At 67.4% G+C, this 26,497-nt stretch carries 23 protein-coding genes; 5 read left to right on the top strand and 18 right to left on the bottom strand.

The features are described from left to right. Nucleotides 1-294: 294 nt before the first annotated feature. From QF036_RS22135 to QF036_RS22115, 5 genes are read right to left on the bottom strand one after another with little or no spacing between them, the layout of a single operon-like run. Nucleotides 295-1,689 carry a DUF3100 domain-containing protein gene (locus QF036_RS22135; RefSeq protein ID WP_307105312.1) on the bottom strand — a complete coding sequence of 465 codons (1,395 nt, stop codon included), beginning with the start codon at nt 1,687-1,689 and terminating at the stop codon, nt 295-297. Continuing rightward, nucleotides 1,686-2,900 (bottom strand): amidohydrolase, encoded by a 1,215-nt coding sequence (locus QF036_RS22130; RefSeq protein ID WP_307105311.1) that lies wholly within the window; start codon nt 2,898-2,900, stop codon nt 1,686-1,688. The genes QF036_RS22135 and QF036_RS22130 overlap by 4 nt, the downstream gene beginning before the upstream one ends. A 13-nt stretch (nt 2,901-2,913) precedes the next feature. Next, on the bottom strand, nt 2,914-4,461 hold the full coding sequence (locus tag QF036_RS22125) for an aldehyde dehydrogenase family protein (RefSeq protein WP_307105310.1): 1,548 nt from the start codon (nt 4,459-4,461) through the stop codon (nt 2,914-2,916). Between the two features lie 46 nt (nt 4,462-4,507). Then, nucleotides 4,508-5,455, bottom strand: a complete 948-nt coding sequence (locus tag QF036_RS22120) for an NAD(P)-dependent oxidoreductase (RefSeq protein WP_307105309.1) — start codon at nt 5,453-5,455, stop codon at nt 4,508-4,510. 48 nt (nt 5,456-5,503) lie between these two features. Further along, a complete protein-coding gene (locus QF036_RS22115) occupies nt 5,504-6,397 on the bottom strand; it encodes a MurR/RpiR family transcriptional regulator (RefSeq protein ID WP_307105308.1) in 894 nt (297 codons plus the stop codon). A 156-nt stretch (nt 6,398-6,553) separates the two neighbouring features. On the opposite strand from QF036_RS22115, the gene QF036_RS22110 reads away from it, so the two are divergent. The 5 genes from QF036_RS22110 (at nt 6,554) to QF036_RS22090 (ending at nt 11,470) form a co-directional block, all read left to right on the top strand. Continuing rightward, a complete protein-coding gene (locus QF036_RS22110; RefSeq protein WP_307105307.1) occupies nt 6,554-7,192 on the top strand; it encodes a GOLPH3/VPS74 family protein in 639 nt (212 codons plus the stop codon). A gap of 116 nt (nt 7,193-7,308) precedes the next feature. Next, nucleotides 7,309-8,952, top strand: coding sequence for a sensor domain-containing protein (locus QF036_RS22105; RefSeq protein ID WP_307105306.1), 1,644 nt, complete (start codon nt 7,309-7,311; stop codon nt 8,950-8,952). Then, complete coding sequence (locus QF036_RS22100) at nt 8,949-9,821, top strand: putative bifunctional diguanylate cyclase/phosphodiesterase (protein ID WP_307105305.1); 873 nt, start codon at nt 8,949-8,951, stop codon at nt 9,819-9,821. Before QF036_RS22105 ends, QF036_RS22100 begins: the two co-directional genes overlap by 4 nt. Nucleotides 9,822-9,833: 12 nt before the next feature. After that, nucleotides 9,834-10,172: a hypothetical protein gene (locus QF036_RS22095; RefSeq protein ID WP_307105304.1), complete on the top strand. Its 339-nt coding sequence runs from the start codon at nt 9,834-9,836 to the stop codon at nt 10,170-10,172. Between the two features lie 203 nt (nt 10,173-10,375). Then, nucleotides 10,376-11,470, top strand: a complete 1,095-nt coding sequence (locus tag QF036_RS22090) for a type I restriction endonuclease (RefSeq protein ID WP_307105303.1) — start codon at nt 10,376-10,378, stop codon at nt 11,468-11,470. Nucleotides 11,471-11,536: 66 nt separating this feature from the next. Here QF036_RS22090 and QF036_RS22085 read toward each other — a convergent pair whose 3' ends face one another. The 13 genes from QF036_RS22085 to QF036_RS22025 all read right to left on the bottom strand — a co-directional run bounded on the left by QF036_RS22085 (nt 11,537) and on the right by QF036_RS22025 (nt 26,257). Continuing rightward, nucleotides 11,537-12,487 (bottom strand): sugar kinase, encoded by a 951-nt coding sequence (locus tag QF036_RS22085; protein ID WP_307105302.1) that lies wholly within the window; start codon nt 12,485-12,487, stop codon nt 11,537-11,539. Beyond that, a complete protein-coding gene (locus tag QF036_RS22080; RefSeq protein WP_307105301.1) occupies nt 12,484-13,170 on the bottom strand; it encodes a bifunctional 4-hydroxy-2-oxoglutarate aldolase/2-dehydro-3-deoxy-phosphogluconate aldolase in 687 nt (228 codons plus the stop codon). Before QF036_RS22080 ends, QF036_RS22085 begins: the two co-directional genes overlap by 4 nt. A 99-nt stretch (nt 13,171-13,269) precedes the next feature. Continuing rightward, complete coding sequence (locus QF036_RS22075; protein ID WP_307105300.1) at nt 13,270-14,658, bottom strand: MFS transporter; 1,389 nt, start codon at nt 14,656-14,658, stop codon at nt 13,270-13,272. 75 nt (nt 14,659-14,733) lie between these two features. After that, nucleotides 14,734-15,786 (bottom strand): alcohol dehydrogenase catalytic domain-containing protein, encoded by a 1,053-nt coding sequence (locus QF036_RS22070; RefSeq protein WP_307105299.1) that lies wholly within the window; start codon nt 15,784-15,786, stop codon nt 14,734-14,736. After that, nucleotides 15,783-17,318 carry a mannitol dehydrogenase family protein gene (locus QF036_RS22065; RefSeq protein WP_307105298.1) on the bottom strand — a complete coding sequence of 512 codons (1,536 nt, stop codon included), beginning with the start codon at nt 17,316-17,318 and terminating at the stop codon, nt 15,783-15,785. The genes QF036_RS22070 and QF036_RS22065 overlap by 4 nt, the downstream gene beginning before the upstream one ends. Before the next feature lie 2 nt (nt 17,319-17,320). After that, on the bottom strand, nt 17,321-18,538 hold the full coding sequence (gene manD, locus QF036_RS22060) for a D-mannonate dehydratase ManD (protein ID WP_307105297.1): 1,218 nt from the start codon (nt 18,536-18,538) through the stop codon (nt 17,321-17,323). Then, nucleotides 18,535-19,515, bottom strand: a complete 981-nt coding sequence (locus tag QF036_RS22055; protein ID WP_307105296.1) for a 2-hydroxyacid dehydrogenase — start codon at nt 19,513-19,515, stop codon at nt 18,535-18,537. Before QF036_RS22055 ends, manD begins: the two co-directional genes overlap by 4 nt. A 2-nt stretch (nt 19,516-19,517) precedes the next feature. Further along, a complete protein-coding gene (locus QF036_RS22050) occupies nt 19,518-20,507 on the bottom strand; it encodes a LacI family DNA-binding transcriptional regulator (RefSeq protein ID WP_307105295.1) in 990 nt (329 codons plus the stop codon). Between the two features lie 223 nt (nt 20,508-20,730). Beyond that, nucleotides 20,731-22,386, bottom strand: coding sequence for an FAD-dependent oxidoreductase (locus QF036_RS22045; protein ID WP_307105294.1), 1,656 nt, complete (start codon nt 22,384-22,386; stop codon nt 20,731-20,733). Next, nucleotides 22,383-23,468, bottom strand: a complete 1,086-nt coding sequence (locus QF036_RS22040) for a zinc-dependent alcohol dehydrogenase (protein WP_307105293.1) — start codon at nt 23,466-23,468, stop codon at nt 22,383-22,385. The genes QF036_RS22045 and QF036_RS22040 overlap by 4 nt, the downstream gene beginning before the upstream one ends. A gap of 9 nt (nt 23,469-23,477) precedes the next feature. Beyond that, a complete protein-coding gene (locus QF036_RS22035; RefSeq protein ID WP_307105292.1) occupies nt 23,478-23,792 on the bottom strand; it encodes a YciI family protein in 315 nt (104 codons plus the stop codon). 135 nt (nt 23,793-23,927) lie between these two features. Then, complete coding sequence (locus QF036_RS22030) at nt 23,928-24,824, bottom strand: LysR substrate-binding domain-containing protein (RefSeq protein ID WP_307105291.1); 897 nt, start codon at nt 24,822-24,824, stop codon at nt 23,928-23,930. Between the two features lie 104 nt (nt 24,825-24,928). Beyond that, nucleotides 24,929-26,257: an MFS transporter gene (locus QF036_RS22025; protein WP_307105290.1), complete on the bottom strand. Its 1,329-nt coding sequence runs from the start codon at nt 26,255-26,257 to the stop codon at nt 24,929-24,931. Between the last annotated feature and the right edge of the window lie 240 nt (nt 26,258-26,497).

The following is a 26,497-nucleotide window of genomic DNA, read 5'->3' as shown; positions in this document are numbered from 1 at the left end:
CGCCTGTGGCCGTGCCAGTGCTGCGACCGGGTGCCCGAATTACGGGGCCATGTTTGTAAAGGCCATGAGCCCCTGACTGCGGCGCCGTTTGAGGTGCCGCGCGGTGCGCCAAACATTCGGCGCGGCCGAAAGTCCCGCGCGGCCGAAAGTCCGGCTGGCCGCACCATACTCATGGACCGGTTGCGCTGACAAGAGCCAAATGAAAAGGAAAGCGGACGACGGCGGGAGGTCCCGCCGTCGTCCGCTTCCTTTTGTGCGTTAGTGGTTAGTGCCAGAGGCTTAATGCCAAAGGGCTTAATGCCAAAGCCCGAGGGCAAACTCCGCGATCACGGTGGACAGCAGGAATGATGCGGTGACTGCCACCAGGCCCACCGGGATGATCTTCCAGCCGATGTTTTTCAGCAGCGGAATGTCCTTGCCCAGGGACAGGCCGGCGAGCGTCAGCATGACCGTGGCGATCGAGAGGAAGTCGACCGACTTGATGGGGCCGTTGAGCGCCGCGGCGCCGAAGAACCAGGGGCTGGAGATGTAGGCGCCGATGGTGGTGATGTAGACGATGGCCGAGATCTTCTTGGTGAGCTTGGCCAGGGCAATGCTGACCAGAACGAGGGCCAGCATGATCGCGTACCCGGCGACGATGGTCAGGCTGAATCCCTTGGCCGCGATCGAGGCCGTGCCGATGCCGAGGACGGTCAGGACAGAGAGGGACAGCCACAGCGGAAGGTGCATGGCCGCCGACGATTCGGCAACCCGTTCGCGGAAGCGGCGGTTTTCCTCTGCCTGGGCTGCTTCTCCGGCGGTGTCCGCGCCGGCGGCGCTGCGCTGGGTGTCCGCACGCTGTGCCGGGGCGCCGGCCGTGACTGCGGCCTCTTCGCGGGTATGCCTGCGGGTGAGGACCCGGTAGAAACGGTCCGCCAGCGGCAGGGCGAGGTAGATGCCGACATAGACGCCCAGGATGGTGGTGATCAGGTTGGAGATGGCCGCCATGCCCAGGATGGCCTCCTGGTCGCCAGGATACGCGGCGATGATGCTGGCGGACGACGCCGCCATCATGGACCCGGACCCCACGCCTGCGCCCATGGCTAGGGCCAGGGGGTCGAAGATCTTCCAGTTGGACACGAGCGAGGTCAGCAGCGTGATGTAGACGGCGCCGAACAGGGTGCCGAAAACGTACATGGCCAGGACACCGCGGTACTGGTCGGAGTCGGGGCCGTACTTTTCGGAGACCATGGCGAAGGACGGTTCGCGGTCAAGGGAGAACGTGGCTCCGACCGTCGCCTTGCCCATGCGGAGCAACACGGCCAGAGGGAGCGCCAGCGCAATGGTGCCCAGCAGGTGGCCCACCTCCTGCAGCAGCAGCGCGGGGCCCGCCTTGAGCAGGGTGGGAAGGCTGGGCCCGATATTGAACGCCAGCCGGGCCACCAGGAGCAGCACGGCCACACCGACCAGGGCGGCCGCGACCCGCTGCAGGTCCAGACCCAGCGGCTTGAATTTCTGGACCGAGACCAGCAGGCCGAGGATGAGGCCCCAGACCATGGGGAAGATGACGACCGCGCCGATGCCGACGTCGATCTTGGCCTGGCCGATCAGCTGGACCGCCAGCGCAATGACGAAGGCCAGCGCGGCGATGGGAAGCGTGAGCCGGGTGCCGGCCTTGTCTGTCCGCGCGGGTGTTGTGCTGGTGCTCATGGTGTGCCTTCCTGTCTGTCCGTCTGACGGCGGTAGGCCGCTTTGATCAGGCGTGCCCTTTCTGTGGGGGTGGTGGCCGCGGCGGCGACTGTCCAGGACAGCGCGGTGGCTGCCTCGAACATCACGGCGTAGGCCTCCGGGGAGTCTGCCAGTGCGGCAAAGGCGTGGGAGTGGATGGGTACGTCCGCGCCGGGAATGCTCAGCCAGGGATGCAGGCTCGGGATGACCTGGGAGATGTTGCCCATGTCCGTGGAGCCGCCGCTGATGCCGGCCGAGGGCGAGGTGTCCTTGCCAAACACGTCCATGGCCTCGGTCCAGTGCGCTGCCAGGGCGTCGTCCTGGATCAGCGGTTCGTAGAGCGGTTCGGTGTCCTCGATGGCCAGCGTGGCGCCGGTGGCCAGCGCGGCGCCTTCAAAGCAGCGGCGGACGCGCTCCAGCAGCACTTCGTATTCCTTCAGCGTGAAGGCCCGGCATTCAAACTCCACCACCGCCCGTTCCGGAATGATGTTGGTGACGTGGCCGGCCTCTGCGACATACATGGCGATGCGGTGGTCGCCGGGGATCTGCTGGCGCAGGAGTCCGACGGCCACCTGGCTCAGCACGGCGGCGTCCGCGGCGTTCACGCCCTGGTGCGGGGCGGCAGCCGCATGGGCGGCTTTTCCCGTGAACGTCGCCCGGTACCGGCCCACCGCCTGGGCGCTGGTGCCCGCGGGGTTGTACGTCACCCCGTCCTGGACGGGATGGACCATCAGGGCCAGGCTGACGCCGTCGAACGCGCCGCGTTCCAGCAGGAGCGCCTTGCCGCCGCCATGTTCCTCGGCGGGTGTTCCGATGGTCTTCAGGGTGATGCCCAGCTCGTCGACGAAGGGCCGCAGCGCCAGGGCGGCGGCAACGGAGGCGCCGGCGATCAGGTTGTGCCCGCAGGCGTGCCCGATGTCGGGCAGCGCGTCGTATTCCACGCACAGGGCCACCGTCAGTTCGCCGCTGCCGGCGCTGGCGGTGAAGGCCGTGGGGAGTCCGCCGGTGCCGCGTTCCACCTCAAAGCCGCCCTCGGCCAGCAGGTCTGCTGCCGCACCCGCCGAGTGGACCTCCTCGAAGGACACTTCCTTGAGGGCGTGGATTTGCTGCGCCATGGCCATGGCCCGCGGTTTCCACTTGCTGACACCCTCGGCAAGGGCCGCGCGGAGGGCCGGTGTTTCTGTCAGTTCCATGATCTTGCCTGCCCTAGTAGGAGAGGGATGGGAAAGGGGCGCCCGCTGCACGGGTCGGCACCCAGATGGCCTTGGTCTGCGTGTACTCGTCCAGGACGCCAGGGCCGGAGGAGCGGCCATGGCCGGAGTCCCCGAAACCGCCGAACGGAACTGCCACGTGGATTGTCTTGTAGGAGTTGATCCAGAATGTTCCGGCCTTCACTTGGCGTGCCACGTGGTGGGCACGGGAAACGTCCGAGGTCCACACCGCGCCCGCCAGGCCGAAATTGGTATTGTTCGCCCGGGCAATGGCCTCGGCCTCCGTGTCGAAAGCGTCGGCCCCGACGACGGGTCCGAAGACTTCAGTGGTTTCCAGGCGGTTCTGCGGCGTCACGCCGTCGAGCAGGGTGGGCATCACCCAGTGGCCTCCGGCCAGCGACGACCCGGCCAGAGCGTCGGGCAGTGTTCCGCTCGTGACGCGGCGTCCGCCGTCGTTTATTCCGGCCTCGATGAGCGAGGTGACGGTGGCGAACTGCTGCGCCGTGATGATGGGGCCCACCTCGGTGTCCGCGCTCAGCGGGTCGCCGACACGCAGCCGGGCTGCCCTTTGTGCGACCAGCTCCACGACCCGGGCGTGCACGCTGCGCTCCACCAGGAGCCGCGACCCGGCCACGCAAGACTGCCCGGCGCCGGAGAAGATCGCCGCGATGGCGCCGTCGGCGGCGCGTTCCAGGTCCGCGTCCGCGAACACGATGTTGGCACTCTTGCCGCCGAGTTCCAGCAGCGCGGGAATGCCGGCCTGCGCGGCCGCGACGGCAACCCGGCGCCCGGTGGGGACGGAGCCGATGAAGCTGACTTTGCCGACGCGCCGGTCGCTCGTGAGGGCCGCGCCCACGGTCTGCCCCAGTCCCGTGGCCACGTTGAACACGCCTGCAGGCAGGCCGGCCTCGTGCGCCAGCTGCGCCAGCCGGATGCTGGAGGCCGGTGTGAATTCGCTGGGCTTGATGATCACGGCATTGCCCGCGGCCAGCGGAGCCGCGGAGTTCCAGCCGGCGGTGAACAGGGGCGCGTTCCAGGGGGTGATGGCGACGACGACGCCCCAGGGGACGCGTTCCGTGTACGTGTGCCATGGGCCGGGCACAGGGATGGTCTGCCCGGTCAGTTTGTCCGCCCAGCCGGCGTAGTAGCCAAACATCTCGGCGACCTTGGCGACCTCCCCCCGGGCGTCGCGGATGGGCTTTCCGGTGGTGGCCGACTCGAGGATGGCCAGTTCCTCCGCGTGCGCTTCAACGGTGCGGCTGACGTTGCGCAGGATGGCGGCCCGGTCGAACCCGTTCATTTCGCCCCAGGTTTTTGCCCCAGCGACTGAGCTTTCCAGGATGGCGTCGGCGCCCTCGGCGCCGGGGTCGGCGTAAGTGGCGAACGGTTCGCCCGTTGCCGCAGCGGTGAGGGTGATGCCCTCGCCGCTGCCGGGGACAGTCCTGCCGTCAAGGAAGGCTCCGAGCCCTTTGGGGAAGGCGGCAACCAGGACGGCGCGGGCGGTGGCCGCGGACGAGGAAGTGGGTGCTGTGATGGTGCTCAATGTGCTGATCCTCTTTGTTTGGGGGAGGCGATTGCTTCGGGGGACGTCAGGCGACGGCGGTCGTGTCGTTTGTGCTTTCCGCTGCCCCCGCGGGGGTGACGGCGGGGGCACCGGCGGGGGTGATGGCCGGGGCGACGGTCCGGGCGATCTCAGTGAAATCCGCGCGGGGTCCGAGGACCGCCAGGGCTTGCTGCCATCGGCCGGCCACGGCCGCCAGCAGGGCCGGGTTTTCGCCAATCTGGGCGGCGACGTCGACCGCGAGGGCAGCGTCACGTGCCATGAGCCCGAGCGAAAAACCGGAATCGTGGGTTCCGGAGAGCACCCAGTTGGGGTACATGTTCGCGGAGACTTTGCTGCCGCCGGAGGCGTCGCTGATGCTTGCCGCCGCCGTGGCCGGATCGATGCCGTAGGCCTTGGCGACTCCCAGGGCCTCGCCGACCGAGACGAGGTTGGCCGCGGCCAGGACGTTGTTGAGGAGCTTGACGACGTTGCCGCTGCCGGGCCCGCCGATGTGGTTGTACTTGCCGCCGGTGAGTGCCAGCAGGACGGGTTCGGCGGCGGCAAGGGCCGCGTCGGTTGCTCCGACGAAGGCGCTCAAGGTTCCGGTTGCTGCGCCGTCGCGGCCGCCAGAGACCGGGGCATCCACGAACGCTGCGCCTTGCGCTTCGGCGAGTTCGGCCATCTGCTTGCTCGTTGCCGGTTCCGAGGTGGTGGTGTCGATGATTGCGACGGTTCCGGGTGACGCCAGGAGCTGCGGCACCGTGGACTCGACGACGCTGGCCGCCGGCAGCGAGAGCACCGCGTAGGGGGTGCCGGCAAGATCCTCGACGCTGGCGGTGGTGGCGATGCCGGCGTCGGACGCGGCGGCCCGTGCTGCCTCGGAGGGGTCGAAGCCGGTGACCTCCCAGCCGGCGTTGTGGAGCGTGGCTGCCATCGCTCCGCCCATGGAGCCGAGGCCGATCACGGCGATGCGGCGTTCGGTGCTGGTGTTCATGAAGGTGCTCCTGGAAGGTACGTGGGGGGCAGTTGAGGGAGCTGCAGGTCAGTCGAGGTAGATGTCGAGGTCTTTCCACAGCTGCTGGGTGCGGCGGATGGCTGCACGGCTGCGCTCGGGGTGCGCCGCCTCCATGCCCGCGAGCAGGCCGTAGACCAGTGAGTTTGCGGCAGTGACGGACTGGAAGAAGGAGATGCCCTCCGATGCCACCACCAGGAGGTGGTCGGCCACGGCCGCCAGGCGCCCGCGGCGCATATCGCTGATGGCGACGACCTTGGCGCCCGCCTGTTTCGCGGCTTCGGCGGTGACGATGATCTGCCGCATCGAGCGCCACATATTGATGACCACCAGGACATCCCCGGGGCCCAAGGCGTTGGCGCTGGAGGCGAGGTGGACGGCGCCGCGGTTCTCGAGGGTGATGGGGTATCCCATGGTCGAGCCCAGATGGGCCATCACGCTGGCGGGGCCGGCGAACGAGCCCAGCCCAAGGACGATGATGGACTTGGCCGCCGCCATGGTGGCGATGGCCGCCTCGGCGTCGTCGGCCGTGTTCGAGTCCAGGGTCAGGCGCAGGTTCTCGATGTCGTGGTTGAGCGCGTCATGCAGGGGACTGCGGTGTTCCCCGTGCTCGGTCAGGGTGTCCTCGGTGGAGATCATCACCAGGTAGCGGGACCGCAGTTCGCGCTGGAGGTCCGGCCATCCCCGGTAGCCCAGGTGCTGGGCCGCGCGGACCACTGTCGAATTGTTGACGTCGGCCCGCTGGGCGATCTCCGCGATGTCTGCGTACGAGGAAAGCTGCGGGTTGCGCGCAATCACATCGACCACTCGGCTTTGGGCCTTGGACAGCGGAAGGTCCGGAAGCGCGTCGCCGAGCCACGCATGGGAGGCGGGGACCGCGCCGGTTTCTGTGCCGGCTTCCAGGCCGGCTGTGTTGGCGTTCAAGTCGGACCTCTTTCTGTTACTCAGATCACTCTGCAAGATTGATTGCATCAAATGTACTCTGCAATTTTCTTTGCGGGAAGTGCGTTGGTTTCCGGCTTGAAAATCCCGCTTCGATCGTCCATTGCAGCGGTGACGGGACCGGTGGACCATGAGGGTATGAGCACCGAAATACCGGGCGCCGGGGAGCTGAACCTCCCGCAGGCGTTCCTCGTTCTGGCAACGAATGACAAGGACGGCGAACCGGAAGTGCCGCAGAGCGTCCTCAAAGCCGCCCTGGCCGGGGCAATCCTGGCCGAGCTGGACCTGCTGGGCGCAATCCAGCTGCAGGGGAAATACGTCAGGGCCACCGGAGCCCCTCTGCAGTCTGACTTCCGGCACCAGTGGGAGCTGATCCACGACAAGTCCCGGCCGCACAGCCCGCGGCGGTGGGTTGCCATGCTGGAAAGCCGAACCGAACTGCATCGCGTCTATGAGGGGATGGCGGCTCTCGGCGTCGTGACCCATGTGGGCGAAAAGCATCTTGGCGTCTTCAGGACCACGCGCTACCCGGAGAAGGACCACGCTCCGGAGGCGGCACTACTGGCGAGGATTGAAAGCATACTCAGCGGATCGCCGTCGGACGCCAGGACCGCCGCCCTGATTGGCCTGCTGCACGCGGCGGGGCTGATGGACAAGCTTTTCCCGGGGGCCGGTCCCGCCCGGATCAGGGAATTGGCCGGTGACCATTGGCCTTCCCGTGCGGTGCGGGATGAGCTTCGCATGATCCGGCTCGCGGAGGCGGAAGCCGCCACGTAGCGGCCATTCTCTTGCAGGAAACGCAGGCTGCTGATTTACTGCCAGCACGGTTCCCTAAGCAAACGGGTCCGAGTGCATAGCGCGCTGCCATTGGGGGAACACCTGTCGGAGGGGTTATGGCTGGGGAACATCGCGACGATTTGGTGATGCAGTCGCTGCTGCTGGACGAGATCGGTCAATCGGTCATCGGCATGGACGGCGACTGGCGCATCACGTACTGGAACCGCGCGTCGGAGCGGCTGTACGGGTTGGGTCCGGACAAGGTTCTGGGGCTGAAGATCACGGACCTGGGCATCATCGGCGGCGCCGAGGTCCGCGGCGGCGGCGCCACCGACCGCGAAATCGCCAACAGGGTGGCCCGCGGCGGGGACTGGGCCGGCGAACTTTGGGCCCGCCACAGCACCGGCCGTGAATTCCCCGTCCACGCGACGGTCAGCCGGATCAGGGGCCGGCACACCGTGCCCGTAGCCGTTGTCGCGATCTCGAAGGACATCACGGACCGCAAGCACACCGAGGCCATCCTGCGCAGGCTCTCGGCCATGGTCGAATCCTCCGGCGATGCCATCATCGGCGCCGACCTCACCGGGAAGATCACCAGCTGGAATGCGGGGGCGGCGAGGATGCTCGGCTGGAGCTCCTGGGAAGCTGTGGGACAGAGCCACGGGCTGGTAACGGCCGACGACGGCGCCTACTTCGGCACGGAGGTCACCTCCGGTTCGGGGAGCGGGGCGTTTGTTACCGGTGTGGAGGCCCGGTGGCGCTGCAAGGACGGGTCGGTGATCGACGTCGAACTGACCGTGTCCCCTGTCTACGACCAGGACGGCATCAGGGTGGGGGCATCCGCCATTGCCAGGGACATCACGGAGATCCAGCGGCTGAAGGCCGCGGCCGATGCCGAACGTGAGCGGCTGCTGGCTGCCCAGGAGATGGCCCATGTTGGAAGTGTCGAGCACACCGTTGCCACCGGTGAGACGTGGCATTCGGAGGAATTCGACCGGATCCTGGGAATCTCCGCCGGGGACCGGAAGGACCGGGAAGCCATCCTGGCGCGGACGCACCCCGATGACCGGGACCGTGTCCGCGAAGTGTGGGAGAGTCTCGACCACGGGCTCGGTTTCGCAGACTTTGAATACCGGATCGTTCGGCCCAGCGGCGAACAGCGTTGGCTGCATTCACGGATCCGGAGCATTAACAGCGCCGACGGCACCCCTGTCCGGTTCCTGGACACTGTCCTGGACATCACCGACCGGAAGAACGCTGAACAGATTCTCGAGTGGCAGGCGCGCCATGACGCCCTGACCGGCCTGCCGAACCGGTACATGGTCACGGAGGTCCTGCAGAATTTTCTGGACCGGACCGCCCGGCCGGTGGTGATGTTCGTCGACGTCGACCGCTTCAAGCTCATCAACGACGGCATTGGCCACGGCGCCGGCGACATGATCCTCGTGCAGTTGGGCGAGCGGCTGAAGGCCGCCGTTCGGGATGGCGACACGGTGGGCCGGTTCGGCGGCGACGAATTCGTGGTGATCTGTGAGGGCCTGCAGATGTGCGGCGCGCAGGATCTGGCCGAACGGATCAGGGATGCGACCCGGCGGCCTTTCGACGTGGACGGCCGGCAGATCTACCTCAATGTCAGCGTGGGCATCGCCCTTGCGGACGTCGAGGATACCGCCGAGTCCATGCTGCAGGGGCGGACGCCGCCATGTACCGGGCCAAGTCCGCCGGCGGGGATTCGTCAGCGATCTACGATGTCCGCATGACCGGGCGCGCCACCGGGCGCCTCGACCTGGAATCCGATCTGCGGCTTGCACTCGACCGCAACGAGCTTTCCCTCAACTACCAGCCGATCATCGACGTTTCCACCGAGGGTGCCGTCGGCTTTGAGGCGCTGCTGCGCTGGCACCACCATGAGCACGGCCCGATCATGCCCGATGCCTTTATCCCGATTGCCGAGGAGACGGGCCTGATCCTGCCAATCGGCACCTGGGTGCTCCGCGAGGCGCTGCGCCAGGTGCAGCAGTGGCGCACGCAGGTCCCGGGGGCGGCGAACTTCACGGCGGCAGTGAACATCTCCGGCCGCCAGCTCGTGGCCGGCGATTTTCCCGACGTCGTCGAAGCGGCCATCCGCGATACCGGCATCGACCCCGCCGCCGTCCACCTGGAAATCACCGAAACCGTGCTCATGGACCAGCCGGACCTGCCCAAGGAAACGCTGCAGCGGCTGGCCCGCCTGGGGGTAGGCCTGTCCATCGACGACTTCGGCACCGGCTACTCGTCGCTGAGCTACCTCAAGTGGCTCTCGGCCCGGACCCTCAAGATCGACCGCACCTTCGTCGAGGAACTGGGCACCGACCCGCACGGGGCCACCATCATCGAACTGGTCCTTGGCATGGCCGAGAGTCTGCGGCTTGACGTCGTGGCCGAAGGCGTGGAAACCGCCGTCCAGCTGGGCGAACTCCGCCGGCTGGGTGTGCGCCTCGCCCAAGGGTACCTGTGGAGCAAGCCGCTGCCGGCTGAACGGATCCCCGCCTGGCTGCGGTCCCACCCAGCCAACGTTGCCGCCGCGATTTCCGCCGCCCAGATTTCCGCGGGAATATCCGAGGGGGAGTCGCTGCCCCGCGTCGGCTGAGTTTCGCTCGGGTTGGAGTTTTTGACTTGTCTAGATGTTGGACCCAAACCTCAACGTCATCACAGATTATGGGGAGGATTTCCGCAAGATTGGCTGAAAGGCCTCTTTGAGCAGTTCGCACGAGGTATTTTTCAATACGGGAAATCGACCGTCGCCAATGCACGCTGGATGCGACCACTCACGTCACCAAATAACCCGTTCTTCCACGGCAGCAAATTCAAGGAGAAGTCCGTCATCTTCGGCGTCATCGGATTCTTTTTCCTCGGCATCGTGTTCGGCCCGCTGGCAATTTCCAATGCCCGGAAGGCGGAAGCCTTGCACAACCTTGGGAACGGTTCTCGGCTGGATTGACACGATTGCGGGACTTCTCTCGATTCTGGTCTTCCTCTTGATTTTCATCGCAGCGGCATCCGGCTCGGGCAGTTAGCCGATCGCAAAACCTGGATTCATCGGGTGCACTGAAATATCTTGCTGCCCGTCGCAATACCACATAGCTTTTACACATATGTGGTGTGTATTTCGCGGCTGATGTGGAAGTAAATCTGGAGGGGACAATGGAGTTTGCTGAACGACTGACCGCGCTGGCAGCAAAAGTGCGACAGCAGAGGTCACAGATCGAGACGGAAGAGGCAACGAAGAACGCCTTCGTGATGCCCTTCATCTCGACGATTCTTGGCTACGACGTTTTCAATCCTTTGGAAGTCGTGCCGGAATTTACGGCTGATGTCGGCGTGAAAAAGGGAGAAAAGATCGACTATGCCATCATGCATGGTGGCACGGTGCAGATCCTCATCGAGTGCAAGAAATCCAAAGAGCCCCTGAGGATTGAGCACGCCTCCCAACTCTTCCGCTACTTCGCGGTGACGAATGCCCGTATCGCCATTCTGACCAACGGCGAGGTGTACCAGTTCTTCACTGACCTGGATGCGCCGAACCGTATGGACGCGAAGCCGTTCCTCGTCCTGGACCTCAACGAGGTTGACGAGACCCTCATCCCCGAGTTGATGAAACTGTCCAAGGACGTCTTTGACCTTGACTCGATCATCAGTGCAGCCGGTGAACTGAAGTACATAGGGGCAATCAAGCGAGTCATCGCATCGGAGTTCAAGCAGCCTGAGGATGACTGGATCAAATTCCTGACGGCGAAGGTCTATGAGGGGCCGTACACCCAGAAGGTCAGGGAACAGTTCACGGGCCTGGTGACTAAGGCGACCAAGCAGTTCCTCAATGATCAGGTCAACGAACGATTGAAGACGGCACTGGGTGCTCCGAATTTTCCTATGGCAAGTGACCCTGAGATCGCTGCCACTGTCACCAGCGAGAAATCGGCGGAGGACGACCTGATCGAGACCGGGATCGAGACCACACTGGAAGAGCTGGAAGGTTTCCATATCGTCCGGGCAATTGTGTGCGGCGACGTTAAGCCTGCGCGAGTCGTGCAGCGCGATGCGAAGTCCTACTTTGCGGTTCTGCTCGATGACAACAACAGGAAGCCGATTGCCCGGTTGCACTTCAACCGTGTCCAGAAGTATCTGGGTGTGTTCGATGAAAGCAAGACTGAGACGCGTATCCCGATCAACTCGCTGGACGAGATCTACGAGCACGCAGACATTCTGCGCAGCAGCGTTCGTAGCTATCTTGAGTCATAACGGGCAGTAGAAGGCGCAACGTTAACCCAGGAAGGACGACGGCGGAGGTCTCCGCCGTCGTCCTTCCTAGCGGGAGACCGGCTCCTTTGCTTCCAGCAGCGCGAGTTCGTGCCGGCGGGGGAAGCCTTCCCAATCGCCGGGGACCAAGCAGGCGAAGGCGCCGGTGGCAGCGGCGGTGCGGAGGCGCTCCTCGGGCCCGCGGCCCTCCATGAGTTCGGCCAGGTAACCGGCCACGAAGGCGTCGCCGGCCCCGACAGTGTCCACCACAGAAACGGGAACAGCGGACTGCCGGAACACCGTGCCGTCAACCAGCGCGAGGGCACCGTCGGCGCCAAGCTTGATCACGGCCTGGCCCGGCCCCAGGCCGGCGATTCTCCGGGCCAGCTCCTCGGGTTCACCTGGACCGACGGCGATCGCTGCCTCGTCCTCGCCGGCGAACACGATGTCCGCCAGCGGGATGATGTCGCGGTAGACGCTACCGGCGCCCTCGGCGGACCAGAGGTTGCCGCGGAAGTTCAGGTCGAACGACACGGGAACACCCGCACTCCTGGCCACGCCGATGGCATGCCGAACCGTAGCCGCTGCCTGGGCGGACAGGGCGGGCGTGATGCCGCTGACGTGCAGCAGCCCGGCTCCGGAGATGAGCTCGTCGTCAATGTCAGCCGCCGCGATCCGGGAGCCGGCGCTTCCGGCGCGGTAGTAGCTGACGCGCTGGGCGTCGGGTGTGCGGCGTTCCTTGATCATCAGGCCGGTGGGGGCGGAAGGGTCGACGGCGATGCGGACGTCAACGCCTTCGGCACGGATTTCGCGTTCAACGAGCTGGCCGAGGGAATCCGCTCCGATCCGGCCGCACCACACAGCCTGCACGCCGAGCCGCTGGAGGCCGATGGCAACGTTGGACTCGGATCCGCCGATGCCCAGGCTCATGGTGGAGGCGTGCGCGAGCGGCCCGACCTGGTCGGCGCGCATCAGGGCCATGGTCTCGCCGAACGTGAGGACGTAGGGTGCCGGTCTCACTTGGTAGCCGCCAGCTGCGCGGCGGTCTGGTCGATCAGCTCGCGCACGCGCCGTGCCCTGGTGGTGAGGTCCTGCAGGTCGCCGCCCTTGAAGGCGTCGCCCAGGAGCGGCCCGCCGAGGCTGACGGCCAGCGCGCCGGCCCTGATCCAGGCCGGCACGTCCTCGATGTTGACGCCGCCGGACGGAATCACCTCGATGTCCGGGAACGGGCCGCGCAGCTGTGAAACGTAGCCGGCGCCGACGGTGGAGGCGGGGAAGATCTTGACGGCGGTGGCGCCCAGTTTCCAGCCGGTGTGCAGTTCCGTGGGGGTCAGGCCGCCAGGGTAGACCGGCACGCCGCGGCGGACGCACGCTTCTATGACGCCCGGATCGGTGACGGGAGTGACGATGTAGGCGGCGCCCAGGTCGAGGGCCGCCTCGGCTTCCGCTGCTTTGGTGACCGTTCCGACGCCGATCTCGAGGGAGTCACCGAACCGCTCGCGGAGGAGGGGAAGCTCCTCCCAGACGCCGGGCGTGCTGAGGGTGAGTTCGATGCTGAGCACGCCGCCGCGCTGCAGCGCCTCGATGACCGGCGCGTAGTCCGAGGCGTGCCTGGCCCGGAGGACAGCCACGGCCCGGGTCTCGCGGAGGAGTGCGGAGGGTGCCGGCCGGGATGCCGTGCCGGGGTTTTCGAGGCGGAGCATGGGATTCCTTTGCGGTGGAAGTGCTGTAAGGCGGAACTGACAGTGCACGACGGCGGCGCGTGCCGCCGTCGTGCACTGGGTGTTACTTGACGGTGTGAGTTACTTGACGGGGCGGGCGGCGGCGAGCTCAGCCGCCACCGTAGGGGTGGCGACCACGCCGGCAGGGCGGGCGTCCTCGGGGTCGGTCAGGTCGCGGTTGACGGTCTCCGGTGAGAGCCGCGTGGCGATGAAGCTGACGAGCATGGTCAGCGACATGTAGATGGCCACAGGGATCCAGGAGTTGCTGAAGAGGCCCAGCAGTCCGGCGCAGACCATCGGTGCGATGCCGCCGCCGATGATGGAGGAGAACTCGCGGCCCAGGGTGACGCCGGCGTAGCGGTAGCGGCTGCCGAAGATCTCGGGGAAGTAGCTCATATGCACACCCACCACACCCTGGCAGGCCAGCATGAAGCCCACGATGATCACCAGCACGATGGCCACGGGGGAGCCGGTGGTCAGGAGCATGAAGGCCGGTGCCGGGAAGAGGATCAGTGCCCCGGTGATGAGGGAGACGACGCGCCGGCGGCCGATCTTGTCGGAGAGGATTCCGAAGGACACGGCGGCGACACCGCCGCAGAGTGCACCGATGAGGAGCACCGGCGGGATGAACTTGGGGTCCGTTCCGACGACGGTGATCAGGTACGAGGCCATGAAGACCTGGATGGTGTAGGACTGCGTGCTGACGCCGAAGTTCATCAGAATGACGCGGAGGACGTTGGCCTTGCCAAATTTGGCGACTTCCTTGAGCGGTGCGGGCGGCTCGGTGCGGGCCTGCTTGATCTCTTCAAAAACGGGCGATTCATCGAGCTTGCGCCGGATGATCAGGGCGGCGATGGTGACGAAGATGCTGGAGAGGAAGACGAGCCGCCAGCCCCAGGTCAGCATGTCGTTCGGTGCCAGGGACTGGGCGGCGATCCACACCAGTGCCCCGAGGGCGGTGCCGGCCGCCGCGCCGACCATGATCAGCGAGGCCAGCTTGCCGCGGGTGCCGGGAGCGGCCGATTCGGTGAGCAGCGTGGCGCCGCCGGACTGTTCAGCGCCGGCGCCGAAGCCCTGGGCTGCGCGGCACACGCAGAGCAGGACCGGGGCGAGCAGGCCGATCTGGTCGAAGGTGGGCAGCAGGCCGATGGCCAGCGTGGCGCCGCCCATCAGGAGCAGCGTGACCACGAGGATCCACTTCCGGCCGAGGCGGTCGCCGAAGTGGGAGAAGAAGATCCCGCCGAGCGGGCGGAACAGGAAGCCGACCGCGAAGGTGGTGAAGCTGGCGATCAGCGCAGCTGCGGGGGAGACGTTGGGGAAGAACAGTTTGCTGAAGACAAGCGCGGAGGCGGTGCCGTAGATGACGAAGTCATACAGTTCGAGGGTGGTGCCGATGAGGCCGGCGACGGCGGCCTTCCGGACTTTGCTCTGATCGACTTCCCCCGGGGGGAGGTGCGCTGCTGTGGTCATTTCCAAACTCCTTTGAATGGATGTCCTGTGGTTTCGACTAGCTCAACCGGCGGCCCTGACGGGCCTGCATTTTGGTCAGTAGGTGATGAGTACTTTGAGATTGGTGGGGTCGGTCACCGGGGCGGTGAGTGCGGCCGCGGCGTCTTCGAGCGGGAACGTGCTGGTGATGATGGAGGGCAGGTCCACGACGCCGGAGGAGGCGAGGTCGATCGCTGTCGGGAATGCGTTTGCGTAGCGGAACGCGGTGACGAGGTCGATCTCGTAGCGCTGGAGGAACCCGAGCGGGATGCCGTCCACCGTGGGTTTGGCCTGGCCGACGACGGTGGCGCGGGTTGCCGGAGCCAAAGTCTGGATGCCCTCGGCGAGGGCCCTCGTGTTGCCGGAGCATTCGATCAGGCGGTCCATGCCCGCCAGGTCCAGCGGTGCGGTTGCGGTGTTGACGGTGCGGGTGGCGCCGAACTTCGCTGCGACGGCGAGGCGGTCGTCGTTCACGTCCGTCACCACGATCTCGGCGGCGCCCTGGGCTGCCGCGACCTGGGCGACCAGCAGGCCGATGGGCCCGGCGCCGGTGACCAGCACGCGGTGGCCCTTCCGGACCTGCGCCCGTTCCACGGCCCAGACGGCGACGGCGAGCGGTTCGATCGCTGCCCCGATTTCCGCCGGGATGGTGTCCGGCAGCCGGTGGACGGCGGCCTCGGGCACCACCACGTGACGGGCGAACAGCCCGTCTGTGGGCGGGGAACCGAAGCAGGTACCGGCCGGGCAGAGGTTGTAGCGTCCGGAGAGGCACGTGGGGCATTCCCGGCAGGGCAGGGCCGGTTCAATGGCGACGGCGGTGCCCGCGGCGACGGTGGCCTGCGGTCCGGCGGCGATCACCACGCCGGCACCCTCGTGGCCCAGGACCGTGGGCCGGCGCAGCACGTTGGTGCCGTTGCGGCCGTCGGCGAAGTAGTGCATGTCCGAGCCGCAGATCCCGCCGGAGCGCATTTCGACCAGCAGGTCTTGCGGGCCGAGAGCGGGCAGCGGCTTGTGCTCGATACGCAGGTCGCGGGCGCCGTGCAGCACGGCGGCCTGGGTGCCGGTGGGAAGCCCGGCTGTGTTGGTTGACGGTATGGCTTGGGTGGTCATGGCGTGCTCCGAACGGTTTGGAGGGACGGGGCTGGAGTGAGGGAAGCGGCGGTGCTGGCTTCGGCGATGGCGGCCAGCGGTCCCGCTGAGTGGATGATGTCGATGAACTCGCCGGTGCGCAGGATGAACTCGTCGCGCTTGGCCAGTTCTTCGCCAAGGAGGTGGTGGTCGCCGACGACCCTGCGGGCGAGGTCCTGGCCCGAGCGGGAGCCTGCTGCCAGTCCGGCCAGCAGCACGCGGGCCGGGTCCTCCATGGCGTGGGCCTGGGGTCCGGGATCGAACCCGGGCAGTGGGGCGATGCATGCGAGATACGCGGCGGTGGTGAGGGCCAGTAGCTGTGGCATCCGGCCGTCGTCGAGCATCTGCAGCGCCGGCAGCGGGATTCGCTGTCGGAGTTTGACGGACCCGTCGGAGCCCACCTGGCTGGTGCGGTGGCCCAGGGCCGTGTTGCGCCAGCGGGAGAAGAGCTGTTCCTCGTAGGCGTCGACGTCCACGCCGCGTGGCACCGAGACGCTGGGCAGGTACTCGTTGCGCAGGACGGAGCGGGCGGCCAGTTCGATGGTCGGGTGCGACACGGATTCGGGGATGGTGACGGCGCCGGTGAGGGCTCCGAGGTAGGCGATGAGGGAGTGCGTGCCGTTGAGCAGGCGGACCTTCAGCTGCTCGTAGCCGGCCACCTCGTCGGAGAACACTGCACCGCCGTCTTCCCAGGTGGGGCGTCCGGCGATGAAGTTGTCCTCGACGATCCACATGGTGAACGGTTCGGCCGGGACGGGGATCCGGTCGCTGTAGCCGCGCTGGGATGCGACCAGGCTGCGGTAGTGGTCGGTGGTGGCCGGCACGATCCGGTCCACCATGGAGGAGGGGAAGCTGGTGTGCGTGTCGATGAAGGCCAGGGCCTCGGCGGCTTCGGCGGGCGGGAGCAGGGAGGCGAATTCGCGGACCAGCCGCTGTGTGTGGTGGCCGTTGTCGGCGAGGTTGTCGCAGCTGAGGACGGTGACGGGTTCTGTGTGGGTCCGGGCCCGGTGCTGCAGGCCGCGGACGATCTGACCGATCGGGGTCTGGGGTGAGCCGGGGTGGGCGAGGTCGTGCTGGATGGCCGGGTCCTGCAGGTTCAGCGAGCCAGTGGCCGGCGTGTAGTTGTAGCCATTTTCGGTGACCGTCAGCGACACGATGCGGGTGCCGGCGTCCCCGATGGCCCTGACCACCCGGTCCGGGTTGGCGGCGGCGGTGAAGGCGTCCGCGTGGACCCGGGGAACGGAGAATTTCGAGCCCTCGGGTGATATTTCCACCACGGTGTACAGCATGTCCTGGGCGTGCATGGCGTCCGGAATGGCGGAGGAGCGGCTGGCGACGCCGATGATGCCCCAGTCGCCGCCGTGGGCGGTGACGGCGGCGTCGGTGTAGACGGCCTGGTGGGCGCGGTGGAAGTTGCCGAGGCCCAGGTGCACGATCCCTGCGGCCGGTGCTGCCGGCCGTCGCAGGATCCCGGGGATGGCCGCGGACAGCGGGGGAGCGGAGGGGGAGGTCATGCTTACCAGTCCTTCATGGAGCCGTCGAGCTCGCGGGCAATGGGCAGGTAGGCCTGCTTGTAGGGGAACCGGGCAGCGGCGTCTTCATCCACGTTCACGCCGAGGCCGGGCTCGTCGCCGGGGTGGAGGTAGCCGTCCTCGAAACGGAAGCTGGACTGGAACACTTCGGACACCAGGGGGTCGTAGCCCATGTATTCCTGGATGGCGAAGTTGCTGGTGGCCAGGCCCAGGTGCAGCGAGGCCGAGAGGTTGACCGGTGAGACGTCGGAGGGTCCGTGCGGTGCGCCCTTGATCTGGTAGACCTCCGCCAGGGCGAGGATTTTGCGGACGTGGGAGATGCCTCCGGCGTGGACGACGGCGGTGCGGATGAAGTCGATGAGCCGTTCGGTGATGAGCTGCTCGCAGTCCCAGACGGTGTTGAAGACCTCGCCGATGGCCAGCGGGACGGTGGTCTGCTGGCGGAGGGTGCGCAGGAGCCGCTGGTTTTCTGCCGGCGTGACGTCCTCCAGCCAGAACAGGTCCACGTCCTCCAGGGACTTGGCCAGGCGGGCGGCCTCGGTGGGGTTAAGCCGGTGGTGGACATCGTGCAGGAGCTTGAGCTCCGGACCCACGTGCTCGCGGACTGCGGTCAGGACCTTCGGGGCATGGCGCAGGTAGGCTGAGGTGTCCCAGTCCTCTTCGACGGGTCCGGCGCCGCGGCCGGCCGGCTCGTAACTTGCCGCTCCGCGAGTGACGCCGTAGACCTTGTCCAGGCCCGGCACCCCGGACTGGGCGCGGACGGCGCGGAAGCCCTGTTCCCGGCGGCGGTCCACGGAGTCGAGGAGCTCGGGAACGTCCCAGCCCGTGGCGTGGGTGTAGGTGAGGATCTTGTCCCGGGCGGCGCCGCCGAGGAGCTGGTAGACGGGGACGTCCAGGGCCTTGCCCTTGATGTCCCACAGGGCCAGGTCGATGGCGCCGATCGCGGCCATGGTCACCGGCCCGCGCCGCCAGTAGGCGCCGCGGTAGAAGTACTGCCAGGTGTCCTCGATGCGGTCGGCGTCCCGGCCGAGCAGCGCGGGGGCGAGGTGGTCGCGGAGGTAGCTGGCCACTGACAGTTCGCGGCCGTTGAGGGTGGCGTCGCCCCAGCCGACGATGCCGTCGTCGGTGGTGATCTTCAGGGTGACGAAGTTGCGGCTGGGGCTGGTGACGAGGACGTCGACGTCGACGATTTTTCGGGTCATCGGGAAATCACTACATTCTTCAGGGGCTGGTTCGCGGACAGGCGGGTGATGTTTTCGGCGATCTCGCGGGCTCGGCCGCGGAAGGTTTCGGCGGTGACGCCGGAGGAGTGCGGGGTCATGATGACGTTGTCGAGGCGGCCGAACGGCAGGGCAGACGGTTCGCCGCGGCCGTCGGTGTCCGGGTACTGGTACCAGACGTCGATGGCGGCGCCGGCGATCCGGCGCTCCTTCAGGGCTTCGTAGAGTGCGGCTTCGTCGACGACGGGGCCGCGGGCGACGTTGACGATCTGTCCGTCCGGGCCGAGGTTGTCCAGTTCGGCTGCGCCGATCAGGGAGGTGGTTCCGGCGTCGAGCGGGATGCTGACCACCAGCACGTCGGATTCGGTGAGGGCCTCGGCCAGGCGGTCCGTGGTCCCGTTCCAGCGCAAGGAGTGTTCTTCCGCGTTGACGGAGCCGCTGCGGGTGATGGCGATGCCCTCCGCGCCGAAGGCCTGCAGCAGCCTCCAGGCGGCGCTGCCGATGTGGCCGAAGCCGAGGAACGTCACCACCGCGCCGCGCAGAGTCTCGGGCTGGCGGATGTCGGGGGAGTAGACCGAAGAGGACCAGACGCCGGTTCGGAGAGCTGCGTCCTGGCCCAGGAGGTTGCGGCGCAGCGCCACGAGCACGGTGGCGATGTGCTCGGCGATGGAGCCCTCATGGTGGAAGGTGTTGGCGCAGACGGCTCCGGCGGGGAGGGCGTCGGCATCGATGCCGTCGTAGCCGGCGCCGGCCACGTGTACCAGCCGGAGGTTCCGTGCCTCGGCGCCCATGGCGGCGGTGAACTTGGGCCCAACATAGACGTCGGCGCCCTTGAGGTCGGTCAGGACGGAGTGTTCGTTCCAGCTGTCGTGCCAGGAGGTGACGGTGCCTTCCGGCAGCGCCGCCTCGAAGGTGGCGCGCTGGGGCATCAGGTTGGAGTCGGCGATGACGATTCTCATGGTTACTTTCCCTGGAGGGTGTGGTCGGCGGTGCGGGCGGCGAAGGTGGAGCCGCGCACGATGAGCTGCGAGTTGAGGTGGACCGCCTCGGTAGCTGTCGGCTTGCCCGCGATCTGCTCGAGGAGGAGTTCTAGGGCAAGGGAGCCGCTGCGGCTGATGGGAACGCGGACGGATGTGAGCCCGGGTTCGGCGGCCGCGGCGATGTCGAGGTCGTCGATGCCCACCACACTGATGTCCTCAGGGCAGTGGTAGCCGAGCGTCCGCGCACCGGCCAGCATGCCGATGGCGACGAGGTCGTTGTAGGCGATGACGGCGGTGGCGCCGCTGGCGACCACCGAAGCGGCGGCGGCCAGGCCGCCGTCGACCGTGGCGTTCTGGTTGCCCACGGTGACCAGCTCGATGCCCCACTCTTCGCAGAGGCGGGTGATGGCCGCGAGGCGCTGGCCGTTGGCCCACGAGGAGGCCGGGCCGGGAATGTAGGCGAGCTTGCGGTGGCCGAGGGCGTGCAGGTGCTCGACGGCCTGCCGGATCCCCTCGCCGGCTTCCATCAGCACGCGGGCGGCCCGGTCTGCCTCGCCGTTGATCACGACGAGCGGCGCGTTGCCGGCCAGGTTGTGGATCTGCTCCGACGGGAGCCGCGGGGAGCAGAGGATGATGCCGTCCACGCCGGTGGCGAAGGCCGCGAGGTGGTCGCGCTCCCGGGCGGAGGACTCACCGGTGTCGGCCAGGACCATGCGGTGCCGGCCGTGCCAGGCCTGGTCCTGGATGGCCTTGATGAGCGCGGCGAAAACGGCGTTGGAGATGTCCGGGACGACCACGCCGAACGTGCGGCTGCCGCTAAGGCCGGGGACGTCGTATCCGAGCTGGGCGGCGGCGTCCATGACCTTCTGGCGCGTTTCGGCGGCGAGCCGGCCGGGGTCGCCGAACGCCCGTGACGCGGTGGCGAGTGAGACGCCCGCCAGCTTTGCGACGTCCGTGAGTTTTGCCGCCATCGGTCCTCCAGTTGCTTCGTTGAAACCCTTCTCTCCAAGTATGGAAAAGGTTGTACAAACTTGTCAAGCCTTTTCCATGAGTTGCATCACAGAGCCGGGGGCGGGCAGGCGGTTGCCGTGGACAGCGTTAACGCAAGAAAGACGACGGCGGGTGGTCCCGCCGTCGTCCTTCCTCTGCTCGAGGTTTTGTACAGATTATGGGCGCTAAACGCCTTTAGCGTGGCTACAGATGTGTGGCGAGGTGCTCGCCGACTGCGAAGGCGCGGGTGATGGCCGAGCCCAGGGTTGCGCCGCCGCCGGGGTAGTTGTTGCGGAAAACCCCGGCGGAGACGTTTCCCGCCGCGTAGAGTCCCGGGATGGGCTGCCGGTGCCGGTCCAGGACGCGGCCGTTGAAGTCGGTGTCCAGGCCGCCGGAGGTTCCCAGCACCCCGGCGGAAATCCGGACCGCGTAGAACGGGGCGGTTGCGAGGGGGGCCAGGCACGGGTTGGGGGCGTTGGCGGCGTCCCCGAGGAAGCGGTCCTGCGGCGTGGCCCCGCGGTGGAACTCCGGGTCCACGCCCTCCGAGGCACCGGCGTTGAACCGTACCACCGTGGCAGCCAGCCCGGCCGGATCGATCCCCACCTTGCCGGCCAACTCCTCTAGCGAATCCGCGGCCGTCATCCAGGCGGTCGGCGAGCCCGCGGCCGAGCCGGCCACCGGGTACTTCGCCAGATACGCAGCGTCGAACACGAGCCATGCCGGGTTGTTCTGCTGGCGGCCCGTCAGTGGGTCAACGGAGGCGAACACGCGGCAGGCATCGTGGTAATTCAGCGCCTCATTCACGAAGCGCTTCCCGGCGGCATTCACGGTGATTGAACCGGGCAGGGTCATTTCAACGTTCCCCATCCGGCCTGACCGCACGCCGTCGTACTCATGCGCGGCCTCGGAAATCACCGGCACTCCCCAGATGGCGGTCATGTCCGCCACCGCGGCGCCGGCCTTCAGCCCCAGCTCCAGGCCGTCGCCCTCGTTGGACGGCGCGCTGATGGGCGTCACCGGAAACCCCAGGAACGCCTGGCGGAGCCGCGGGTTCCACTCGAAACCGCCGGAAGCGAGCACGACGGCGGCAGCTGAGACGCTTCTGCCGGCGGCGGCGCCGCCGAGGGTCACCGTCCACTTGTCACCATCGCGGCCCAGGTCATCAACGGGCGCGGAGACCGCAATCTCCACGCCGCGGTCCAGCGCGCTCGCCAGCAGCGACGCCACCAGGGCGCCGCCCATGGTCCGCACGCCAGTGGCGGCACGCCGGGACAGCAGGTCCGGATCCGCCGCACGGCCGTTGAGCTGGTCGCGCTCCGTCATGGTCAGGAGCGGAAAATACGACGAGGGCCGGATCGCTTCCGCGAGGCCCGGGTACCCCGACGGATCGAAGGCGTCGTTGTCCAGGCCGCGTCCGCCGTCGGCCGCGCCGGACCACTCCATGTGGTAATCCGGGCGGGCGATCGGCGTCAGCGAAAGCCGGGTTTCGGCGTCGAGGTACGCGACGGCGCGCGGAGCGGTGCTGACGTACCACTCCACCTCCTCGCGGGTCAGCACGTGCCCGGCAGCCTCGGTGAGGTAGGCGACGCCGTCCTCGTGGCTGTCCCGGTAACCGGCCTGCCGGGCGAGGTGGTTGTTCGGTGCCCACATCACGCCGCCCCCGGCGGCCGTCGTGCCGCCGAGCAGCGGCGCCTTCTCGGCCACCAGCACCCTCAGCCCGGCGTCGGCCGCCCGGATCGCCGCGACCAGGCCGGCCGCGCCGCTGCCCGCGACCACCACGTCATAGGTGCCCGAGATGTTCCCGGCGGCCGTGAGCAGCGGGTTTGCCGCCGGGCCGCCCACGGCTTCAACCCCGCTCACGCCCGCACTCCCGTGAGCGCGTCAGTTCCCGCCGGGTGAGCGGACTGCGAGGCCGGCATGTCCACCACGATCTTGCCCACCGGCTCGCTGCGGCTGCGCATCAGTTCGAAGGCCTGCTGCAGGTCCCCGAAGCCAAAACGGTGCGTCATCAGCGCGCGGGCCTCGTCCCGGTGCCGGGCCAGCAGTTCCAGCCCTGCAGGGATGAGATTCAGGCTGTTCCGGCTGCCCAGCAGGTCGATCTCCTTGAACGGGATGGCATTCATGGGGACGGACGCGGCCCGCGCCGAAATCCCCACCTGGACGATCCGTCCGGCGCTTGCCACCAGGTGGATGGCGGTCTCCAGCGAGGACGGAACACCCGTGGCCTCAATGACCAGCTCCGGCCCGGACGAGTCCGTCAGCGAATCAAGCCGGACGGCCTGGTCGGCGCCGGGGAAGTCCGCGCGGGGATCCACCAGCAGGGTGTCCACGGCCCCGAACATGGAAGCCAGCGCCAGCCGGTCCGGCTCGGTGTCGGCGCAGACGACGCTCACGCCCAGGTCCGTCAGGTACAGCGTGGCGAGCAGCCCGATCGGACCGCTGCCCAGCACCAGTGCCGTTTCCCCCGGGGACGGCCGCCCCCGGTTCACCGCCTGCATGGCGATGGACGCGGGCTCGGCCATGGCTGCGAGATTGAGTTCCAGGCCGTCCGGCACGGGGCACAGCTTCTCCACCGGCACGCTAAGCAGTTCCACGAGAGCGCCGTCCGAATAGCACCCGATGCAGCCGATGTTCTCGCAGACGTTGAACCGGCCCAGGCGGCACGGCCGGCAGCGTCCGCAGTACACCATCGGGCTGACGGCGACGCGGTCACCGGTGCGGATGCCGGCGTCGTTGGCTCCGATGGCCTCGACGATGCCGGCGAATTCATGGCCCTGGATGACGGGCAGCCCGGCCGGATAGTCGTCCTCCCAGATGTGCAGGTCGGTGCCGCACAGGGTGACGTTGTGGACGCGGACCAGGGCATGGCCGGGTTCGAGGGCCGGCTCCGGAACGTCCTCGTACCGGATGGTCTCTTTGGCGACGGTGCGCGCGATGAGCATGGCGCGCTCCTAGTTCCGCGTAGCGTCGGCGTCGGGGGCTGCGTCGGCACCAAAGAAGACGTTCCACTGCCGGATGCTGCGCTGCTCCACGAGGCCGTTGAGATAGAACGGGTCCTGGTTCATCAGTGCCTCGGCGTCGGCCTTCGAGTCAGCCTCGATGATCAGCAGTGCGCCCGGATCCTCCTCCGGCCCGAACGGACCGCTCTTCACCAGCGTGCCGTCGTCGAACTGCTCCTGCAGGAATTCCACGTGGCGGGGGCGGTGTTCGTCCCGGCCGGCGGACGAGTTGGCGGCGTAGGCGTAGGTGACGGCGAATGTTCCCATGGTGTGTCCTCATCGTTGAGTGGATGTTCCCTCCATCGTGGCCACCGGGATTGTGCCGCGTCCAACACTTATTTGGTCAATGAGTATGTGTGGAAAACACATAATGGACGACGGCGGGAGGCGGGGTTGGGTGCCTCAGCCGGCCGGCGTCGGGAGGACTTCCTCGGCGACGGCCAGGGCGAGTGCCAGGGCGGGGGAGATGCCGGCCGGGTTCCAGGCGAGGCCGGATTCGAGCAGCGGCGCGGTGCCGGTCAGCGGGATGAACACGGTGCCGCCCGGCATGATGCTCGCGACGGAGGAGGGCATCAGGCTTACCCCGACGCCGCCGGCAACGAGCGACAGCGCGGTATACGGATCCGTGACTTCCTGTGCCACCCTCGGCCGGAAGCCGGCGGCCGCACAGGCGGAGAAGATGGCCTCGCGGAGCGTGGATCCCTGGGCGGCGCGCATGGTGACGAAGCCGTCGTCGGACAGTTCGGGGAGCCCGACCGCCGGCCGTTCGGCCAGCGGATGGTCCACTGGCACGGTAGCGCCCAGCTGTTCGAGGGCGATGGTGCGGGTGGTCAGCCCGCCTGCGTCCAGGGGCAGCCCGACGAAGGCCAGGTCCAGCGAACCGTTCCGGAGCTGCTGCAGGGCGTCCTGGGTCAGCAGGCCGCCGGTGAGCGTCAGGTCCAGGGACGGGTAGCGGTGGCGGAGGGCCCGGGTCAGCGGCGGCAGGGTCCGGTGGTTCAGCGCGCCGGAAAAGCCGATGCTGAGCCGGCCGTAGAACGTGCCCGGTTCGGTGACGGCGGAACGGCGGGCGAGATCAAGCTCGTCGATGATCCGGCGGGCGTGGGGAAGTAAGGCGACACCCGCCGTCGTGAGCGCCACCGAACGGGTGTTGCGCTCAAACAGATCCGAGCCGAGCTCCTTCTCGAGCTTCCTGATGGTCTGGCTCAGCGGGGACTGGGCCATGCGGAGACGGTGGGCTGCCCGGCCGAAGTGCAGTTCCTCGGCCACGGCAAGGAACGCCTCGATCTGCCGAAGCTCCATGCAGTTCCTCCTGTACCCTCGGACGGCAGAACTATCACACGAAAAGGCAGATAATGCCCTCAAACCGGCAATTTGAGGGCATTATCTGCCAGTTCGCGCGTCTGCTAGCGGACCGGGTTGCCCAGCTGCCGCAACGGGGTCTTGTGGGTTTCCCGGGCCCAGTATGCGCCGGCCACAGCCAGCAGGGACGAGGCCGCGACGATCCAGGCGGCGGGGCCCCAGTTGGTCTTGTCGGCGCCGACCAGCGCGGTGCCCAGCAGCGGCGTGAAGCCGGCGCAGAGGATGCCGACCTGCAGGCCGATGGCCATGCCCGAGTAGCGGACCTTGACGTTGAACAGCTCGGAGAACCAGGCCGGGTAGATCGCGTTGGACATCGAGTACGTGCCGGCGGTAATCACGGTGCTGGCGAGGAAGATCATCGGGATGTTGCCCGTGGAGATGACGGAGAAGTACACGAAGATCATCAGTCCGGACCCCAGGACGCCGGCGATGAACACCGGGCGCCGGCCGAACTTGTCCGAGAGGCGGGCCAGCAGCGGCTGGCTGAACATGGCGATGACGTTGCCGAGGATGCTCACCCACAGCATGGTCGACGCCGGCACGCCGACGGACACGGCATACGCGAGGCCGAAGGACTGCATGAACGTGTTGGTGACGGTTTCAAAGGACATCAGCGCGACCTGGAAGAACTGCGCCGGGTGCGTCTTGAACATCTTGGCGAACGGAAGCTTCACCAGTTCGCCGTGGTCGTGCTTTTCCTCGAAGACCTCGGGTTCCTCGAGGGAGCGCCGCACCAGGTAGGCGACCACCAGCACCACGAGGGAGAGCCAGAACGGGATGCGCCAGCCCCAGGCGAGGCGGTCGGCTTCGCCCATGGCGGCCACGGGAAGGAAGGCGAGGGAGGCCAGGACGATGCCTGCGGAGATGCCGCTCATCGCGAAGCTGGCGAAGAAGCCGCGGTGCCCTTCAGGTGCTTCCTCGGTGGACAGTGCCGAGGCGCCGGCCGTTTCCGCGCCGGCGGACAGGCCCTGCATGAGGCGCAGGACCACCAGCAGGGCGGGTGCCCAGTAGCCGGCGGCGTTGAAGTCCGGGAGTGCGCCGATCAGGAAGGTGGCCGATCCCATGAGCACCAGGGTCAGGACGAGGGTGTTCTTGCGGCCGATCTTGTCCCCCAGGTGCCCGAAGAAGACGGCGCCGAAGGGCCGGGCCACGTAGGCGACGCCGAAGGTGGCGAACGAGGCGATGAGGGCGACGGTGGGATCGCCTGCGGGGAAGAAGATTTTGGAAAAGACCAGTGACGCCGCGGTGGCGTAGATGAAGAAGTCGTAGTACTCCAGCGCGCCGCCGAGGAAGGCGGCCAGGGCGGCCTTCTTGGCGCGCTTCAGCTGGTACTGCTTCGCTTCAGCGGTCTGGGTAGGGGCTAGATCGGTCATTGCAGGGGGTCCTTCCGCACTGAAAGACGGGGTCCGAATTGACGAATTGTGCGTATCGCGAACAGTCGTGCGATATGCGACTAGAAAAAGGATAGCGCACAGTGAAGTGACTCACAATCCGTTTTTCTTGCCCTGCGCCCTGCCAGGTGGTGGACCGTATTCTGGGTACGTCAGGAACGGCGCAGCTTCCACACGTCTGAGCGGTCATCGCTGGAGGTTGCCGGAGGATGCAGGGAGCCC

It is taken from the genome of Arthrobacter globiformis (assembly GCF_030817195.1).
GTDB classification, from domain to species: Bacteria; Actinomycetota; Actinomycetes; order Actinomycetales; family Micrococcaceae; genus Arthrobacter; species Arthrobacter globiformis_D.
Note: the sequence above shows the minus strand (reverse complement) of the source record. Positions and strands in the feature narration are given on the sequence as shown.

Bases quoted from the DNA above. Each gene is read 5' to 3' on its own strand.
- QF036_RS22080 (WP_307105301.1), bottom strand. From the start codon at position 13,170: ATGCTCCGCCTCGAAAACCCCGGCACGGCATCCCGGCCGGCACCCTCC.
- QF036_RS22070 (WP_307105299.1), bottom strand. From the start codon at position 15,786: ATGACCACCCAAGCCATACCGTCAACCAACACAGCCGGGCTTCCCACC.
- QF036_RS22110 (WP_307105307.1), top strand. From the start codon at position 6,554: ATGAGCACCGAAATACCGGGCGCCGGGGAGCTGAACCTCCCGCAGGCG.
- QF036_RS22035 (WP_307105292.1), bottom strand. From the start codon at position 23,792: ATGGGAACATTCGCCGTCACCTACGCCTACGCCGCCAACTCGTCCGCC.
- QF036_RS22090 (WP_307105303.1), top strand. From the start codon at position 10,376: ATGGAGTTTGCTGAACGACTGACCGCGCTGGCAGCAAAAGTGCGACAG.
- QF036_RS22040 (WP_307105293.1), bottom strand. From the start codon at position 23,468: ATGCTCATCGCGCGCACCGTCGCCAAAGAGACCATCCGGTACGAGGAC.
- QF036_RS22105 (WP_307105306.1), top strand. From the start codon at position 7,309: ATGGCTGGGGAACATCGCGACGATTTGGTGATGCAGTCGCTGCTGCTG.
- QF036_RS22120 (WP_307105309.1), bottom strand. From the start codon at position 5,455: ATGAACACCAGCACCGAACGCCGCATCGCCGTGATCGGCCTCGGCTCC.
- QF036_RS22050 (WP_307105295.1), bottom strand. From the start codon at position 20,507: ATGGCGGCAAAACTCACGGACGTCGCAAAGCTGGCGGGCGTCTCACTC.
- QF036_RS22030 (WP_307105291.1), bottom strand. From the start codon at position 24,824: ATGGAGCTTCGGCAGATCGAGGCGTTCCTTGCCGTGGCCGAGGAACTG.
- QF036_RS22025 (WP_307105290.1), bottom strand. From the start codon at position 26,257: ATGACCGATCTAGCCCCTACCCAGACCGCTGAAGCGAAGCAGTACCAG.
- QF036_RS22055 (WP_307105296.1), bottom strand. From the start codon at position 19,515: ATGAGAATCGTCATCGCCGACTCCAACCTGATGCCCCAGCGCGCCACC.
- manD (WP_307105297.1), bottom strand. From the start codon at position 18,538: ATGACCCGAAAAATCGTCGACGTCGACGTCCTCGTCACCAGCCCCAGC.
- QF036_RS22135 (WP_307105312.1), bottom strand. From the start codon at position 1,689: ATGAGCACCAGCACAACACCCGCGCGGACAGACAAGGCCGGCACCCGG.
- QF036_RS22065 (WP_307105298.1), bottom strand. From the start codon at position 17,318: ATGACCTCCCCCTCCGCTCCCCCGCTGTCCGCGGCCATCCCCGGGATC.
- QF036_RS22100 (WP_307105305.1), top strand. From the start codon at position 8,949: ATGACCGGGCGCGCCACCGGGCGCCTCGACCTGGAATCCGATCTGCGG.
- QF036_RS22075 (WP_307105300.1), bottom strand. From the start codon at position 14,658: ATGACCACAGCAGCGCACCTCCCCCCGGGGGAAGTCGATCAGAGCAAA.
- QF036_RS22130 (WP_307105311.1), bottom strand. From the start codon at position 2,900: ATGGAACTGACAGAAACACCGGCCCTCCGCGCGGCCCTTGCCGAGGGT.